Below are 15,673 nucleotides of genomic sequence, written 5' to 3'. Positions count from 1 at the left end.
TTTTGTTTAATGCGCAAAACCGCGCCCGACGAGGCGCGAACAGGAAACGCATTGTGCGCCGGGAGGCACGATGAACGAGCCGATCCTCGAGATGCGAGGAGTGTCAAAATCCTTTTTCGGCATCAAGGCGCTGCGTGCGGTTGACCTGACGGTCTATGCCGGCGAGGTCCATGCCTTGATGGGCGAGAATGGCGCCGGCAAATCGACCCTGATGAAAATCCTGTCGGGGGCCTACCGGCCCGATCCTGGCGGCGAGATCCGCATCGAAGGCAAGCCGGTGCATATCCACGGCCCGCTCGGCGGTCGCGCCGCGGGTATCTCGATCATCTATCAGGAACTGTCTCTGGCCCCCAATCTGAGCGTTGCGGAGAATATTTATCTCGGCCGCGAGATGTCGCGTTCAGGTCTGCTGGCGCGCGGTGCCATGCGCGAAGGTGTTGGCCCGATCCTGGAGCGGCTGGGCGCGGATTTCACACCGTCGACCTTGGTGGCGCATCTCTCCATGGGGCAGCGCCAGCTCGTCGAGATCGCGCGTGCGCTGCACGCGCGCTCGAAAATCCTGATCATGGACGAGCCGACCACGGCGCTGTCCGCCGGCGAGAGCGAGCGGCTGTTTGCGCTGATCCGGCAACTTCGCGCCGAAGGGCTTGCCATCATCTATATCTCGCACCGCATGGACGAGGTCTATGCGCTCGGTGACCGCGTCACCGTGCTGCGCGACGGCCGGCTGGTCGGTTCGCTCGGCAAGCAGGATATCCGCGCCGATGCCATCGTCCGCATGATGGTCGGGCGCGACGTCTCCTCCTTCTACAAGAAGGATCATGATCCCGAGGCCGGGAAGGGGCATCCCGTGCTGACGGCGACCGACATGGCGGATGGGCAGCGCGTCAAGGGCTGCTCGCTCACCGTCCATGCCGGCGAGGTGGTCGGGCTTGCCGGACTGATCGGCGCCGGCCGCACCGAGCTTGCGCATCTGATCGTTGGTGCCGCACCGAGGATTTCGGGTCGTCTCGAACTCGAAGGCCAGCCGATCGACATCCGCACGCCCGGCGAGGCGCTCGAGGCCGGCATCGCCTATCTGACCGAAGACCGGAAGGCGCTCGGCCTGTTCCTCGACATGTCGTGCCTGGACAACATCAATCTCGCCGTGATCGGACGCGACGCCAAGCTCGGCTGGTTCCTGGACCGCGACAGGGCACGCGAGCGCGCCGACAGGGCGTTTGCTGGACTCAGTATCCGCGCCGCCAATCCTGGCGTGCCCGCAGGAGGCCTGTCCGGCGGCAATCAGCAAAAGGTGTTGTTATCGCGGCTGCTCGCCATTGCGCCGAAGGTGCTGATCCTCGACGAGCCGACGCGCGGCGTTGACGTCGGCGCCAAGTCGGAGATCTATACCATCATCGACAATCTCGCCAAGGCCGGCACCGCCATCCTCGTCATTTCGTCCGATCTGCCAGAAATCATCGGTATCTGTGACCGTGTCCTGGTGATGCGGTCGGGGCATATCGCAGGCGAGGTCAGGCGAACCGAGACGGCGCCTTTAACGCAGGAAGACATCATGGCCCTCGCCACGGGGACGGAGCATCTCGATGCCTGACAATGGATCGACGCAGGCGAAGGCCGCGACCGTAAACGGCACCGCCGCTGCCGAGGCGACGAAGCGCCAGCGCATCAGGCTCCTGATCCGCGCCGCGGGCATGCTGCCGGTGCTGCTACTGCTGTGCATCGGTTTCCACTATCTGTCGGATGGCCGCTTCTTCACCGGACAGAATCTCGGGATCGTGCTGCAGCAGGCTGCCGTCAACACCGTGCTCGCCGCGGGCATGACCTTCGTCATCCTCACCGGCGGCATCGATCTCTCGGTCGGCTCGATCCTGGCGGCCTCGGCGATGGCGGGCCTGACAGTCTCCAAACTGCCCGAGATGGGGGCGCTTTGGCTGCCGGTCGCTGTGCTCACCGGCCTTGGCTTCGGCATCATCAATGGCGCGCTGATCGCGCTGTTGCGCCTGCCGCCCTTCATCGTCACGCTGGGCTCGCTCACCGCCGTGCGCGGACTGGCGCGTCTGCTCGGCGCCGACACCACGGTGTTCAATCCGTCGATTCCCTATGCCTTCATCGGCAACGGCTCGCTGACGCTGATTCCGGGCGTCGCGTCGATTCCCTGGCTGTCGGTCATTGCGCTGCTCGTCATTCTCGTGTCGTGGGTGGTGCTGCGCCGGACCGTGCTGGGCGTGCACATCTATGCGGTCGGCGGCAATGAGAGCGCCGCGCGGCTTGCCGGCATCAAGGTCTGGGCCGTGCTGATCTTCGTCTATGGCGTATCCGGGCTTTTCGCAGGCCTTGGCGGCGCCATGCAGGCGGCGCGGCTCTATGCCGCCAACGGCCTGCAGCTCGGACAAAGCTACGAGCTCGATGCCATCACCGCGGTCATCCTCGGCGGCACGTCTTTCGTCGGCGGCATCGGCTCGATCTGGGGGACGCTGGTCGGCGCACTGATCATCGCGGTGCTCTCGAACGGCCTGATCCTCGTCGGCGTCTCCGACATCTGGCAATATGTGATCAAGGGCCTGGTGATCATCGGCGCCGCGGCGCTGGATCGCTACCGGCTGCAAGGCTCCGCCAGGACTTGAACGGTTTTACGCGCATCTGAGCGCATGGTGTGAAATTCGGTTGCGGCAACTGGTCTGCCGCGCCCGGGGATGAAGACAGACCAGGGGAGGAAGACAATGTTGAAGATGACCATGCTCGCCGGCGCCGCGATGGCGCTTGCCCTGACCACCGCACCGGCCTCGGCCAAGGAGCTCAAATCGATCGGCGTCTCGCTGGGCTCGATGGGCAACCCGTTCTTCGTCGCGCTGTCAAAGGGCGCCGAGTTCGAGGCCAAGAAGACCAATCCCAATGTGAAGATCACCACCGTCGGCTTCGAATATGATCTCGGCAAGCAGGTCACCCAGATCGACAATTTCATCGCCGCCGGCGTCGACCTGATCCTGCTCAACCCCGGCGATCCCAAGGCGATCGGCCCGGCGATCAAGAAGGCGCAGGCGGCGGGCATCGTCGTGGTCGCGGTCGACACCGCGGCCGAAGGCGCCGATGCCACCGTGACGACCAACAACGTCCAGGCCGGCGAGATCGCGTGCCAGTACATTGTCGACAAGCTGGGCGGCAAGGGCGACGTCATCATCGAGAACGGACCGCAGGTCTCCGCGGTGATTGACCGCGTCACCGGCTGCAAGAACGTCTTCGGCAAGAATCCCGGCATCAAGGTGCTGTCCAGCGACCAGGACGGCAAGGGCTCGCGCGAAGGTGGCCTCACCGTTGCGCAAGGCTATCTGACCCGCTTCCCCAAGATCGACGCCATCTTCGCCATCAACGACCCCCAGGCGATCGGCACCGATCTCGCGGCCAAGCAGCAAAACCGCAGCGGCATCATCATCACCGCGGTCGACGGCGCGCCCGACATCGAGGCTTCGCTGAAGGATCCCGGCTCGCCGCAGATCCAGGCGTCCGCCTCGCAGGACCCGTTCTTCATGGCGCGGCGCGCGGTGCAGGTCGGCGTCGGCATCCTCAATGGGCAGAAGCCGGCCTCGACCGTCGAGCTGCTGCCCTCGAAGCTCGTGACCCGCGACAATATCTCGGAATACAAGGGCTGGACCTCGGACCGTTCGCAGTAACGTCCCGCCAATTATTGTTGCCATTGGCAATTCGAGCAGGACGCCCCGGGAAACCGGCCCGGGGCGCGCCTGTGAGGTTGACCTCAGCGACTGATATGTCAAAGAAGGACAGGTTTTCGGCGGGAGCTGGAAGCAAGCCGATCGGGCATTGGGACATCGCGAATGGCAAGCGTACCGTTTGAGCTGAAGGGCAAGAGCGTCTACGTCGCCGGCCATCGCGGCATGGTCGGTAGCGCGCTGCTGCGCCGGCTGGCGCGAGAGGACGTCAAGCTCGTGACCGTTGACCGGCGCGAGGTCGATCTCTGCAACCAGGCCCAAGTGTTCGACTGGTTCGCGCGCGTGCGGCCGCAGGTCGTCTTCCTCGCCGCGGCCAAGGTTGGCGGCATCGTCGCCAACAACACGCTGCGCGCCGAGTTCATCTACGACAACATCGCGATCGCCGCGAACGTGATCCAGGCCGCGCATGCGAATGGCGCGGAGAAGTTGATGTTCCTGGGCTCGTCCTGCATCTATCCAAAACTGGCAGCCCAGCCGCTGCGCGAGGATGCCGTGCTCACCGGTCCGCTGGAGCCGACCAACGAGCCCTATGCCATCGCCAAGATCGCCGGCATCAAGATGGCGGAAGCCTATCGCAGCCAATATGGCAGCGACTTCATCAGCGTGATGCCGACCAACCTCTACGGTCCCGGCGACAATTATCATCCTGAATTGAGCCACGTCGTCGCGGCGCTGATCCGCCGCTTCCATGAGGCGAAAGAGTCGGGCGCCAGGAGCGTCGTCGTCTGGGGCACGGGGACGCCGCGGCGCGAGTTCCTCTATGTCGACGACATGGCGGATGCCTGCGTGCATCTGATGAAGACCTATTCGGGCAGCGACCTCATCAACATCGGCACCGGTGAGGATATCGCCATCGCCGAGTTTGCGCGCGTGGTCGCGGAGATCGTCGGCTATCGCGGCGAGATTTCCTACGATACGTCGCGGCCCGACGGCACGCCGCGCAAGCTGCTCGACGTCAGCAGGCTCGACAAGCTCGGCTGGCGCGCGACGACCTCGCTTCGCGAGGGCTTGGAGCGCGCCTACGAGGCGTATCGGGCGACCCTGCTGGTTCCGACGCAGGCATAGGAACCATCGTAGCAAGCACGAGTTGGGCGCAGGGGCAGGGCGACATGCGAGACCTACCGTGCAAGATATCGTGCCCGTGCGCTCCACTGCGCAAATCGCGGGTCATCCCATTCATCCGATGCTGGTGCCGATCCCGATCGCGTGCTTCATCGGCGCGTTGCTGACCGACATCGTCTATCTCGTCTCCGCCGAGATCATGTGGGCGGATTTCTCCGCCTGGCTTCTGCTCGTCGGCGTCGTCTTTGGTGTGCTGGCTGCGATCGCCGGCCTGACCGATTTCCTCGGCAACCGCCTGGTGCGGGCGCAGACGCCGGCCTGGCCGCATCTGATCGGCAACGCCGTGGTTCTGATCCTCGCGATCATCAATGCGCTGATACACACGCGTGATGCCTGGACCTCGGTATGGCCATGGGGGCTGGTGCTTTCGGTGCTCACCGTGCTGATCCTGCCTGTTACCGGCTGGCTCGGCTGGGCCATGGTGTATCGCCACGGTGTCGGAGTTGCGCGATGATGTCCTTGCAAACGCGCGCGCTGCTATGCGCTTCGCTTCTGGCTCTTCTCGCCGGCTGCAATGACGGCAGCGGCGATCCCAAGGCGCAGATCGGCGCCAATCCTGTGCTGCCCGACATCCAGCAATATCTGCTGCCGCCGATGCACATCGCCCGCATCATCGGCTGGAAGAAGGACGAGACGCCTGATGTTGCGCAGGGCTTGCAGGTCAAGGCGGTGGCGACCGGCCTGCAGCACCCGCGCTCAATCTACGTGCTGCCCAATGGCGACGTGCTGGTGGTGGAATCCAAGGCGCCGAAGGCCGCCGCGATCAAGCGGCCGAAGGAGATCGTGATGGGCTACATCGAGTCCTGGGCGACTTCGGGCGGCGATACCGGGCCCAGCAACCGCATCACGCTGCTGCGCGATACCAATGGCGACGGCGTACCGGATACGCAGAGCGTCTTCCTCGACCATCTCAATTCGCCGTTCGGCGTCGCTCTGGTCGGCAACGAGCTCTACGTCGCCAACACCGACGCGATCGTGAAATATCCCTACGCCGAAGGCGACACCAAGATCACCGCGCCGGGCACGGTGCTGGCGCCGCTGCCGGGCGGCCCGATCGACCATCATTGGACCAAGAGCCTGGTCGCAAGCCCTGACGGCTCAAGGCTCTATGTCGGCGTCGGCTCCAACAGCAACATCACCGAGAACGGGATGGAGGCCGAGCACAATCGCGCCGACATTCTCGAGGTCGACCGCGCCAGCGGCCGCTGGCGGATCTTTGCCAGTGGCCTGCGCAATCCCAACGGTCTCAGCTTCGAGCCGCAGACCGGCGCGCTGTGGACCGTGGTGAACGAGCGCGATGAGCTCGGGCCCGATCTCGTGCCTGACTACATGACCTCGGTGAAGGACGGCGCCTTCTATGGCTGGCCCTACAGCTATTACGGCCAGCACGTCGATCCCCGCGTCAAGCCGCAGCGGCCGGATCTCGTGGAAAAGGCGATCGTGCCCGATTACGCCCTGAGCTCGCATGTCGCACCGCTCGGGCTTGCCTTCTCCACCGGCAACAGCCTGCCGGAAGCATATCGCGGCGGCGCCTTCGTCGGCGAGCACGGCAGCTGGAACCGGCAGGTGCTTAACGGCTACAAGGTCGTCTATGTGCCGTTCACGGACGGCAAGCCGAGCGGGCCGGCGCAGGACGTCGTCACCGGCTTCCTCACCAGCGACAACCAGGCGCGCGGCCGTCCCGTCGGCGTCGCGCTGGACAAGACCGGTGCACTGTTGGTCGCCGACGACAGCGGCAATACGGTGTGGCGGGTGACCGCGGCGCATCCGCAAGTGACGCAGCGATAGGCAAGCCGCGCAATGATAGGAGAGGGATGATGGGCCTTGCCCAATATGCGATCGTACCGGTCCAGGACGAATGGGGCGTGCTGCACGACGGCGACGTCAAGAGCAGATACGCCACCAAGGAAGCCGCATTCGAGTCGGCGGTCGCCGCTGCGTCCCTGGCGCTACGCCAGGGCCACGAAGTCCATGTCAGCGTGCCGGGCCGCGAGCCGGGCGAGAACGCGCTCGGAATCTAGCGGCCTCACACGATCAGGCGTCCGCGCCGCTTGGCGATGCCGATCGTGACCTCGGCGCCCGCGTTGAAATCGAGCCGGTCGGCTTCGACGCCGTCGCTGAAGATCACGCCGTTCTCCGCCATCAGCGAGCGGATGCGCAATTGCTCTTCGGATGCGAGCCGGCCGCAGACCAGATTGGTCTGCGAGTGCCGGCTCGGGAACGGCTCGCGCACGGCGAAGCGCAGCTCAGCGGCGTCCCAGGGCAGGGCCTCATAGCCCGTCAGCGAGGGCGGCTGACCGAAGCTGCCGGCGATCGCCAGTGAGCCGGTGACGATGCTCTTGAACCACGCGGTCGAGCCGAGCCCGGTCGAGACGATCAGCCCGCTCGAGGATTGCCGCTCCCTCGTCCCGCCGGCCGCGATCTCGTAGATCGCGGAGACATGCGTCCGCGCGCCGATGAAAAGGTCGTTCACCGCATGCAGCACCTGGCCGTCGCCGAGCCGGGCCTCCGCCATCGTCACGGCCTGGCTGTCGCGCTTGTCGGCGGCGACATCAGGCAGCAGCTTTGCGAGGTCGCGCGGCGCGAAGGGCAGCAGGATGCCGTCGTAGCGCGCCGGATCGGGGTTGAGGCCAACAAGCGGATGGTCGTCGAGATATTTCATCGTATTGGCGACGACGCCATCCTGGCCGAGCGCGACCACGATGTCGTCAGGGGCGAAGATGAAGTTCGGAAGGTATGCGCGCTCGATCACCTGATAGCGCCCCCATTGCTCGAGCACCTGAAGTGTCGCGCGCCGCTGCGCCTGGTAGACCTCGTGCTCCCTCTCATAATCGGAGAAATCGGCGCCGAGATGCTCGACATAGAAGCGTGCCTGCGCCGCCGTCAGGTAACGCGCGACCAGGTCTTCCAGCCTGGTCTTGCGCGTCACCAGCACGATCTTGCGATCATTGGCGGCGGGCATTGGCGGCCTCCGGCTTCGGCTTCTCGATCAGCTGGCTGAGCAGGTCGGGCGAGACGTTGAGCTGGCCGATCTTCTGGGCCTTCTCGGCGATGCCGGAAAAGGCCTGCGCGATCAGCTGACCCGGCTGCATGCCGGCGGCGGCGAGCGCCTGGATCACGCGGGTGTCGACGCCCTCGAAGATCTTCATCAGCGCGCCGACGCGATAGGCCTCGGCATCGGCCAGAGTGCGGGTGTTTTCGGCATTGAGGCCGACGAAATCCTTGCGCTTGCCCTCCAGCACGATATCCGCGGCCATGCCGGCCTCGCGCAACTCGTTGCGCTTGGCGGCAACGCTCGCCTCGGCATCCATCTGGGTCTCGCGGATCGAGCGCTTCTTCTGCTCGACCGCGATCTCGGTGTCGAGCTCGCTCTCGCGAATGGCGCGCTCCTGCTCGACGGCGAAATTGCGCCGGGCGAAGATCGCCTCGTCCGCGTTCTTCAAAATCGCTTCGCGCGCCTGCGCCTCCAGCGCCTTGGCCGTATCAGGCGTCGGCTTGATGCCGCGGATCGAGACACCGAGGATTTCCAGGCCAAGCGCCTCGATGTCGGCGCGTCCGCGCAGGCCGCCGGCGATGATGTCGGCGATGCGGTCGGAGGCTTGCAGCGCCTCCTTCAGCGTCAGCTCCTTGATCGCCTGCTGCGCCAGCACCTCGACCGTGCCGAGAATGCGCTCCGGCAGCTTCTCGGGATCGTCGCTCTCATAGGTCTTGCCGTCGGGCTTCAGGGTGAAGTTGAGCATCGAGGCCGCTTTCTTCGGCTCGCTGACGCGATAGGTGACGTGGCCCTGCACGGTCAGGGTCTGAAAGTCGCGCGCGATCTGCTGAAAGATGAAGGAGGCGTCGCGGCTGCCGACCGGCACGGCGACGAGCGTAGTCACCGGCGCATAGTAGAACGCCGAGAGGCCGGTGCCCTCGGCGACAACGGCGCCGGCGCGGTACTTCATCAGATAGGTGGTGGGCTGGGCCTTGATAAACCTGATGCCGAACATGGCCGTCTCCAATGGCTGCTATAAGTTGGTCTGAGCAACTAAGTAAGTTGGACTGTACAACTAACTATGTTACTGTCAAGGCCCAACGAAGGAGGCTGCCGGTGGCAGGCGAGGATCGGGCCGAAGGCTTTGAAAAATCAGGAGATCTGGACTTCCCGCGGCCGCTGACCACGGTCGACGTCGTGATCTTCTCGATTCGCGGCGACCAGCTCCAGGTGTTGCTGGTACGGCGTCCGGCCGGTGAGGACGAGCCCTTTCCGCAGGCGCTGGCTCTCCCAGGCGGCTTCGTCGACGTTGTGAAGGACCGCGATCTCGCGGCCTGTGCAGCGCGCAAGTTGAAGGAGAAGACCGGCGTCACCGCTCCTTATCTGGAGCAGCTCGGAAGCTGGGGGAGCGCCTCGCGCGATCCGCGCGGCTGGTCGGCAACGCACGCCTATTTCGCGCTGATTCCGGAAGAGGCGGGCGCGCTCACGCCAGATGCGCGCTGGTTTCCGATTCAAGGCGGCAGGCTCAAGGAGAAGCTTGCCTTCGATCACAGCGACATCCTGGCCAGCGCGATCCAGCGCCTGCGCAACAAGGTGGAATACACCTCGCTGCCCGCTTACCTGATGCCCGCGGAATTCACGCTGCCCGACTTGCAGCGGGTCTACGAGATCGTGCTTGACCGTCCCTTGGAGAAGAGCGCCTTCCGCACCCGGATCCTGTCGGCCGACATGATCGAGCCGGTGGCTAAGATGCGGCGCGGCCCGAACCGTCCGGCGCAGCTCTATCGCCTGAAGAAGAACAGCAAGCCGGTGTATTTCGTGCGGACCTTCAATCCGCCGGAGTGATGCAGCGTCCGCCCGCTTCGGACGGGCATAACATCATGTTAGGTTTATCGCATAACAGGGTAATTGTGTTAGCGCGGTGACAGCCTATTATCACGTCACTCAAGCACGTATCGGCAGTGACAAGCGCTGGCGGAAAAGTCCGCACAGCGCGCGGAGAGGGCTGCCCAATTTCTCCAAGAAGCCCGCCAAGGGACGTCAAAAAAACCAGTTTGGAGGACTCCCAGGATGACCGGAATCCATCAGGTGAGCCAGTCAAGGAAGGCCGCTGCAAGCGGCTGGATCGGGTCGGCTCTCGAATATTATGACTTCTTCATCTACGCGACCGCCGCGTCGCTGATCTTCCCGCAAATCTTCTTCCCGTCGGAAAATCCCACCGTCGCCATCGTCGCATCGCTGGCGACCTATGGCGTCGGCTATGTGGCCCGGCCGATCGGCGCCTTTGTGCTCGGACATTGGGGCGACACCCATGGCCGCAAGACCGTTCTGATCGTCTGCATGTTCCTGATGGGTCTGTCGACCATGGCGGTGGGCCTCCTGCCGACCTATCATCAGGTCGGCATCCTCGCGCCGATCCTGCTGGTCGTCCTGCGCCTGATCCAGGGCTTTGCCGTTGCCGGCGAAATCTCCGGCGCCAGCTCGATGATCCTGGAGCACGCGCCGTTCGGCCGTCGCGGCTTCTATGCGAGCTTTGCGCTTCAGGGCGTGCAGGCCGGACAGATTCTCGCAGCCGCCGTCTTCCTGCCGCTGGCGGCCTATATGCCGACCGAGGCCTTCAACAGCTGGGGCTGGCGGATTCCGTTCCTGCTCAGCTTCTTCGTCATCGTCGCAGGCTACATCATCCGCCGCGAAGTCGACGAAACCCCTGCCTTTACCCGTGAGGACAAGCGGGGAGAAACGCCGCGCTCGCCCATCGTTCAGGCCATCAAGCTGAGCTGGCCCGACATGCTCCGGGTCATCTGCATGGCGCTGATGAACGTCATCCCTGTGGTCGCGACCATCTTCGGTGCGGCCTATGCGGTGCAGCCGGCCTATGGCATCGGTTTTGCCAAGGACGTCTATCTGTGGATCCCCGTCCTCGGAAACATGCTGGCCGTCTTCGTCATTCCCTTCGTCGGCAATCTCTCCGACAAGGTCGGCCGCAAGCCTCCCATCGTCGTAGGCGCGCTGCTCTCTGGCCTGCTCGCTTTCGGCTATCTCTATGCCATCAGCATCAAGAGCGTGCCGCTTGCGATCGTGCTGTCGCTGTTGATGTGGGGTGTGGTCTATCAGGGCTACAACGCGATCTTCCCGAGCTTCTATCCGGAGCTGTTTCCGACCCGCACCCGCGTGTCGGCGATGGCGATCTCGCAGAACATCGGCACCACCATCACCGCGCTGCTTCCGGCCCTGTTCGCGACCGTGGCGCCTCCCGGCTCCGCCAACATTCCCTTGACGGTGGGAGCGATCGCCTTCGGCATCACTGTCATCGCGGCGCTTGCAGCCGTCACGGCCCGGGAAACCTACCGGGTCCGGATCGACGATCTCGGCAATCCCGCGGCCGTTCCGATCGCGCGGGCCGACTATGATCGGCAGCGGACGGAGGCAGCGAGCGGTGCTGCCGCCGCTCGGACCTGACCGAGCGAGGCGCCGCTGCGATCGATGACGCTCGCAGCGGCGCAGCTTCACGGTATAGACTGACGATCGATCGACTTGGTATGCGCGTGAGCGCTCATGATGAGGTTGCAGGATGAATCCCGCTGTTGTTGCCGTCGCCATTACCGGCTCTGTCCCGCGCAAGAAGGACAATCCCGCGGTGCCGATCCTGCCCGCCGAGCAGATCGAATCGACCCACCAGTCCTTCGAGGCCGGCGCGACGCTCGCCCATATTCACGTTCGCAACGACGACGAGACGCCGTCTTCCGACCCGGAGCGCTTCGCCCTGGTGCAGGAAGGCATCCGCAAGCATTGTCCCGGGATGATCGTGCAGTTCTCGACCGGCGGGCGTGGCCGTGATCCCTCGGCACGCGGGTCATCGCTCTATCTGAAGCCGGACATGGCCTCGCTGTCGACGGGGTCGGTGAACTTTCCGACCATCGTCTATGAGAACAGCGCCGCGCTGGTCGAGACTCTCGCCACCGGCATGAAGGCAAATGGCGTCCGTCCTGAAATCGAGATCTTCGATCTGTCGCATCTGCACGGCGCACGACGCCTGATCGAGGCGGGGCTGATGGATGCGCGTCCGCATGTGCAATTCGTCATGGGCGTCAAGAACGCGATGCCGGCCGACGAGCACGTGCTCGACATCCTGCTGGCCGAGCTGCGTCGCCTGATCCCGAAGGCAACCTGGACCGCGGCCGGCATCGGTCGCCATCAGGCCGAGGTCATGGACTGGGCCCTTGCGCGCGGCGCCGATGCGGTTCGCACCGGGCTCGAGGACAATATCAGGGTCGACAAGACGCGCCTCGCCGCCAGCAATGCGGAGCTCGTGAGCATCGCCTGCGAGGCCTTGGCGCGCCACGGCCGCCGAGCCGCAACCGCAACGGAGGCGCGATCCTTGCTCGGGATCGTGCGGTAGGGGACGACCGTCGCGCACCTGACATGCTCCTGGCTGCCTTCTGCCATTCGGCGGCCGGCGTTCCCGTGTGCTGAGTCTCCCGGTAAGAGGGGCTCACAGGCGTGATCGGCGCCTGCCGGGCAGGCGACGACTGGAATGCGGTTCTTGAAATCTGACAGCAGGCTCATCGGGGTCCTGCTGGTGCTTGCAATCACCCAGCTCATTGCATGGGGTACCATCGGCCTTCCGGCCGTGGTCGGCCGCGACCTCGCGGCCGATCTCGGCATGAGCTTGCCGGCGGTGTTCGCGGGCAGCTCGGTGCTCTATGTCACCATGGGCCTGTGCGCGCCGTGGCTCGCCAAGGCCTTTGCGCGCCACGGCGCGCGCAAGGTGATGATGGTGGGCACCGTCGTCTCCGCGCCGGGCTACGTCGTTCTGTTTTTCGCGCGCGAGCCGATGCTGTATTTTGCCGGCTGGATCTTTCTCGGCATGGGCGGCAGCGCCACCTTGTCGACCGGCGCCTACATCATGCTGAACGAGGTCGCAGGGCGGGGCGCCAAGAATGCCATCGGCGGGCTGATGCTGGTGACGGGTCTGTCCAGCAGCATCTTCTGGCCGACGACGTCCTTCCTCAGCGACCTGTTCGGCTGGCGCGGCACTTGTCTGGTCTTTGCAGTCATGCTGCTCGGCATCAATCTCCCGCTCTACGCGTTCGTCGCGCCGCGCCGCAAAATCGTGACCGACGAACATGCCGAGGCCGTGAAGGCGGTGCGGCCGCCTGCGATTCCAAGAAGCACTTTCGGCCTCGTTGCCTCCGTGATCACGATGAACGCCTTCGTCAATTTCGGCATCGGCGCCATCCTGATCGAGCTGTTGCGAGCGGAGGGCCTCGCGCCCGCGCAGGCGCTTGCGTTCGGCTCGATGCTGGGGGTGATCCAGGTCAGCGCCCGCGGCCTCGACTTCCTCGGCGGCGGCCGCTGGGACGGCATCACCACCGGGCTGGTTGCCGGTACGGCGCTTCCCATCGCCATGGTGCTGCTGATGCTGAGCGAGGGCGCGACCTGGGCGGTCGCAACCTTCATCCTGCTCTATGGCGCCGGCAGTGGCGCGATGGGGGTGGCGCGGGCGACGATCCCGCTGGTCTTCTACGACCAGGCCGAGTTCGCCAAGGCGATGTCGATGATCGCACTGCCGCTCAATCTGGCCTCGGCGATCTCGCCGCCGCTGCTTGCCGGCCTGCTCACCCAGTTCGGCAGCCGCGGTGCGCTTGGCCTCACGCTGGTGATCTCCTGCGCGACGGTGCTGATCCTGATCCTGCTCGGACGGCGTCGGCCGCGGCTGGCCGCAGCGGCCGCGACCTGAGGCGTTACTCGCAGCGCGGAATTCGTCGCAGCGGGGCTGCGTCCGCTGCCGGGCAGGGGATGGCCGTATGCCGCCAGTGCAGTGCTCAGGGCACCAAAATGGTGTATCCGCAGGTGCGCGGCACGGCCTCTCGCCGCTGCGCCAAGATCAGCTTCAAGATCCAGTTCCCCGGAGGAAATCGCATGTCGGCCTTGCCGCTCTCAGGCATCAAGATCCTTGATCTCACGCGCGTCCTCGCCGGCCCCTTGTCGGCCCAGATGCTGGGTGATCTGGGCGCCGAGGTGATCAAGATCGAGCGGCCCGGCACCGGCGACGACGCCCGCGCCTTTGGCCCGCCTTACCTCGCCGACCCCGAGGGCAAGGCCAACAACAACAATTCGTTCTATCTCTGCGCCAACCGCAACAAGAAGTCGGTCACCGTCAACATCGCCAAGCCCGAGGGGCAGGCGATCATCCGCGAACTCGCCAAGGACGCCGACGTCTTCATGGAGAATTACAAGGTCGGCGATCTCAAGCGCTACGGCCTCGACTACGAGACGATCAAGGCGATCAACCCCAGGATCATCTATTGCTCGGTGACCGGCTTTGGCCAGACCGGCCCTTACGCGCCGCGTGCCGGTTACGACGCCATTCTGCAGGCGATGGGCGGCTTGATGAGCGTCACCGGCCATATCGACGGCGAGCCCGGCGAGGGCCCGATGAAGGTCGGTCCTTCCATCGTCGACTACATGACCGGCATGAACGCCTCGATCGGGATTCTCTCGGCGCTCTACCATCGCGACGCCAATGGCGGCGTCGGGCAGCATCTCGACGTCTGCCTGTTCGACACCGTGATCGCCTCGCTCAGCCACTGGCTGCAGATCTACCTCGTCAACGGCAAGATCCCGCCGCGCCGCGGCACCTGGGGCAATGGCGGCATGCCGGCCGGCGTATTCCGCTGCACCGACGGCGAGCTGATGGTGGTGGTCGGCAATGACGGCCAGTTCCAGCGCACCTGCGCCGTTCTCGGCGAGCCCGAGCTCGCGAGCGATCCGCGCTTCGTCAAGAACAACGACCGCGTCGTGCACGGCAAGGAGATCATGGCGATCTTCGCCGGCCTGTTCCTGAAAAAGCCGGTGGCCTATTGGCTGGACAAGCTCGAGGAGGCCGGCGTGCCGTCAGGCCCGATCAACGATTTCGAGCAGGTGTTTTCCGATCCGCACGTCCAGTCGCGCGGCATGCGGGTGAAGGTGGACCATCCCTTCCAGCCTGATCTGTCGCTGATCCGCAATGCGCTGACCTTCGCCGGCACGCCGATCACCGACTACCGCGCTCCGCCGCTGCTCGGCGAGCACACAAAGGAGGTGCTCGGCGGCAAGCTCGGCTATGATGCCGGGAAGATCGACGAGCTGAAGAAGCAGGGGATCATCTAAAGCGCGATGAGACTATGATGAATCGTCATCGCGCTTTAGGTTATTGTTTGAGCATGATCTCCGCGCAAACGCGTTCCTCGTTCGTCGCGAGGGAAAACCGCTTCGCACTTTTCCGGATCATGCTTTAGCCCTGCGCATCATCTGGTGACCAAAGCATGACGATGGCGCGGCCTTATCTGAGGCTTGCGCGCAATCCCCAGATAAACCCGGTCCGTACGCGCACAGGCTTTCGTTTCGGCTCCGACTCAGATTCGATCTCATTACTGAGTTCGGGGAGACACGTGCATGTCCTACACGATCGGGTTCCAGGCGAAGGACCAGAAGGCAATTCTGGCGACCGAAGCAGCGACTGCCAATCAGGCGGTCGCGATCATTGCCGCACTGCGGCAAAGCGCCGAAGAGATCAAGTACATCCGCTCGCCGCAGGAAGGCGACATGGGCATCGAGATGCTGCTGCTGCTAGCCAAGGAAGAGGCTGAGGAGATGCCGCAGCGGGGCTAGCCCCGCACCCACACTTCGATCAGAAGCGAAACATGCTGGCTGCGGAATAATGTAGTCAGCAGGCAGTCCCGCTTGAACCGAAGGTGGCCCATGAAACGCGAAGTGCTCCGCGTCGAACCGATCTCGTCCTTTCTCGATCGTGTGAAGGCGCCGACCTCGCCGGTGACGCGCGCCGGCAACATGGTCTTCGTTGCCG

General features: G+C 64.6%; 15 protein-coding genes and 1 pseudogene. 14 read left to right on the top strand and 2 right to left on the bottom strand.

Features of this window, described 5'->3' with window-relative positions:
- The first annotated feature begins 70 nt into the window (after positions 1-70).
- From AOQ71_RS10855 to AOQ71_RS10825, 7 genes are all read left to right on the top strand, one after another.
- A complete protein-coding gene (locus AOQ71_RS10855) occupies positions 71-1,594 on the top strand; it encodes a sugar ABC transporter ATP-binding protein (RefSeq protein ID WP_057745720.1) in 1,524 nt (507 codons plus the stop codon).
- Positions 1,587-2,627 (top strand): ABC transporter permease subunit, encoded by a 1,041-nt coding sequence (locus tag AOQ71_RS10850; RefSeq protein ID WP_057745717.1) that lies wholly within the window; start codon positions 1,587-1,589, stop codon positions 2,625-2,627. Before AOQ71_RS10855 ends, AOQ71_RS10850 begins: the two co-directional genes overlap by 8 nt.
- Positions 2,628-2,723: 96 nt before the next feature.
- Complete coding sequence (locus AOQ71_RS10845; RefSeq protein ID WP_057745920.1) at positions 2,724-3,671, top strand: ABC transporter substrate-binding protein; 948 nt, start codon at positions 2,724-2,726, stop codon at positions 3,669-3,671.
- A gap of 162 nt (positions 3,672-3,833) precedes the next feature.
- On the top strand, positions 3,834-4,793 hold the full coding sequence (fcl, locus tag AOQ71_RS10840; RefSeq protein WP_057745714.1) for a GDP-L-fucose synthase: 960 nt from the start codon (positions 3,834-3,836) through the stop codon (positions 4,791-4,793).
- A 58-nt stretch (positions 4,794-4,851) separates the two neighbouring features.
- Positions 4,852-5,304 (top strand): DUF2231 domain-containing protein, encoded by a 453-nt coding sequence (locus tag AOQ71_RS10835; protein ID WP_057745711.1) that lies wholly within the window; start codon positions 4,852-4,854, stop codon positions 5,302-5,304.
- On the top strand, positions 5,301-6,638 hold the full coding sequence (locus AOQ71_RS10830) for a PQQ-dependent sugar dehydrogenase (protein WP_057745707.1): 1,338 nt from the start codon (positions 5,301-5,303) through the stop codon (positions 6,636-6,638). The genes AOQ71_RS10835 and AOQ71_RS10830 overlap by 4 nt, the downstream gene beginning before the upstream one ends.
- A 29-nt stretch (positions 6,639-6,667) precedes the next feature.
- On the top strand, positions 6,668-6,871 hold the full coding sequence (locus tag AOQ71_RS10825) for a hypothetical protein (RefSeq protein WP_057745703.1): 204 nt from the start codon (positions 6,668-6,670) through the stop codon (positions 6,869-6,871).
- A 5-nt stretch (positions 6,872-6,876) separates the two neighbouring features.
- Here AOQ71_RS10825 and AOQ71_RS45005 read toward each other — a convergent pair whose 3' ends face one another.
- Positions 6,877-7,812, bottom strand: coding sequence for a diacylglycerol kinase catalytic domain-containing protein (locus AOQ71_RS45005; RefSeq protein WP_057745700.1), 936 nt, complete (start codon positions 7,810-7,812; stop codon positions 6,877-6,879).
- On the bottom strand, positions 7,796-8,839 hold the full coding sequence (locus AOQ71_RS10815) for an SPFH domain-containing protein (RefSeq protein WP_057745697.1): 1,044 nt from the start codon (positions 8,837-8,839) through the stop codon (positions 7,796-7,798). Before AOQ71_RS10815 ends, AOQ71_RS45005 begins: the two co-directional genes overlap by 17 nt.
- Positions 8,840-8,940: 101 nt before the next feature.
- On the opposite strand from AOQ71_RS10815, the gene AOQ71_RS10810 reads away from it, so the two are divergent.
- The 7 genes and pseudogenes from AOQ71_RS10810 to AOQ71_RS47615 form a co-directional block, all read left to right on the top strand.
- Positions 8,941-9,669 carry an NUDIX hydrolase gene (locus tag AOQ71_RS10810; protein WP_057745694.1) on the top strand — a complete coding sequence of 243 codons (729 nt, stop codon included), beginning with the start codon at positions 8,941-8,943 and terminating at the stop codon, positions 9,667-9,669.
- 225 nt (positions 9,670-9,894) lie between these two features.
- Positions 9,895-11,283, top strand: coding sequence for an MFS transporter (locus AOQ71_RS10805; RefSeq protein WP_057745691.1), 1,389 nt, complete (start codon positions 9,895-9,897; stop codon positions 11,281-11,283).
- Between the two features lie 112 nt (positions 11,284-11,395).
- Positions 11,396-12,223: a 3-oxoadipate:acetyl-CoA acetyltransferase gene (locus AOQ71_RS10800; RefSeq protein ID WP_057745688.1), complete on the top strand. Its 828-nt coding sequence runs from the start codon at positions 11,396-11,398 to the stop codon at positions 12,221-12,223.
- 135 nt (positions 12,224-12,358) lie between these two features.
- Positions 12,359-13,564, top strand: coding sequence for an MFS transporter (locus AOQ71_RS10795; RefSeq protein WP_057745685.1), 1,206 nt, complete (start codon positions 12,359-12,361; stop codon positions 13,562-13,564).
- 182 nt (positions 13,565-13,746) lie between these two features.
- On the top strand, positions 13,747-14,976 hold the full coding sequence (locus AOQ71_RS10790) for a CaiB/BaiF CoA transferase family protein (protein ID WP_057745916.1): 1,230 nt from the start codon (positions 13,747-13,749) through the stop codon (positions 14,974-14,976).
- A 285-nt stretch (positions 14,977-15,261) separates the two neighbouring features.
- Positions 15,262-15,477 (top strand): hypothetical protein, encoded by a 216-nt coding sequence (locus AOQ71_RS10785; protein WP_057745682.1) that lies wholly within the window; start codon positions 15,262-15,264, stop codon positions 15,475-15,477.
- Between the two features lie 90 nt (positions 15,478-15,567).
- Positions 15,568-15,673, top strand: a pseudogene (locus AOQ71_RS47615) (RidA family protein); the annotation flags it as partial.

The organism is Bradyrhizobium manausense (genome assembly GCF_001440035.1).
GTDB classification, from domain to species: Bacteria; Pseudomonadota; Alphaproteobacteria; order Rhizobiales; family Xanthobacteraceae; genus Bradyrhizobium; species Bradyrhizobium manausense.
The sequence above is the reverse complement of the archived record's forward strand: the minus strand, read 5'-3'. Positions and strand labels throughout refer to the sequence as shown.

Coding starts and splice junctions, on each gene's coding strand:
- AOQ71_RS10830 (WP_057745707.1), top strand. CDS start 5,301: ATGATGTCCTTGCAAACGCGCGCGCTGCTATGCGCTTCGCTTCTGGCT.
- AOQ71_RS45005 (WP_057745700.1), bottom strand. CDS start 7,812: ATGCCCGCCGCCAATGATCGCAAGATCGTGCTGGTGACGCGCAAGACC.
- AOQ71_RS10785 (WP_057745682.1), top strand. CDS start 15,262: ATGTCCTACACGATCGGGTTCCAGGCGAAGGACCAGAAGGCAATTCTG.
- AOQ71_RS10850 (WP_057745717.1), top strand. CDS start 1,587: ATGCCTGACAATGGATCGACGCAGGCGAAGGCCGCGACCGTAAACGGC.
- fcl (WP_057745714.1), top strand. CDS start 3,834: ATGGCAAGCGTACCGTTTGAGCTGAAGGGCAAGAGCGTCTACGTCGCC.
- AOQ71_RS10855 (WP_057745720.1), top strand. CDS start 71: ATGAACGAGCCGATCCTCGAGATGCGAGGAGTGTCAAAATCCTTTTTC.
- AOQ71_RS10795 (WP_057745685.1), top strand. CDS start 12,359: ATGCGGTTCTTGAAATCTGACAGCAGGCTCATCGGGGTCCTGCTGGTG.
- AOQ71_RS10825 (WP_057745703.1), top strand. CDS start 6,668: ATGGGCCTTGCCCAATATGCGATCGTACCGGTCCAGGACGAATGGGGC.
- AOQ71_RS10800 (WP_057745688.1), top strand. CDS start 11,396: ATGAATCCCGCTGTTGTTGCCGTCGCCATTACCGGCTCTGTCCCGCGC.
- AOQ71_RS10805 (WP_057745691.1), top strand. CDS start 9,895: ATGACCGGAATCCATCAGGTGAGCCAGTCAAGGAAGGCCGCTGCAAGC.
- AOQ71_RS10790 (WP_057745916.1), top strand. CDS start 13,747: ATGTCGGCCTTGCCGCTCTCAGGCATCAAGATCCTTGATCTCACGCGC.
- AOQ71_RS10815 (WP_057745697.1), bottom strand. CDS start 8,839: ATGTTCGGCATCAGGTTTATCAAGGCCCAGCCCACCACCTATCTGATG.
- AOQ71_RS10845 (WP_057745920.1), top strand. CDS start 2,724: ATGTTGAAGATGACCATGCTCGCCGGCGCCGCGATGGCGCTTGCCCTG.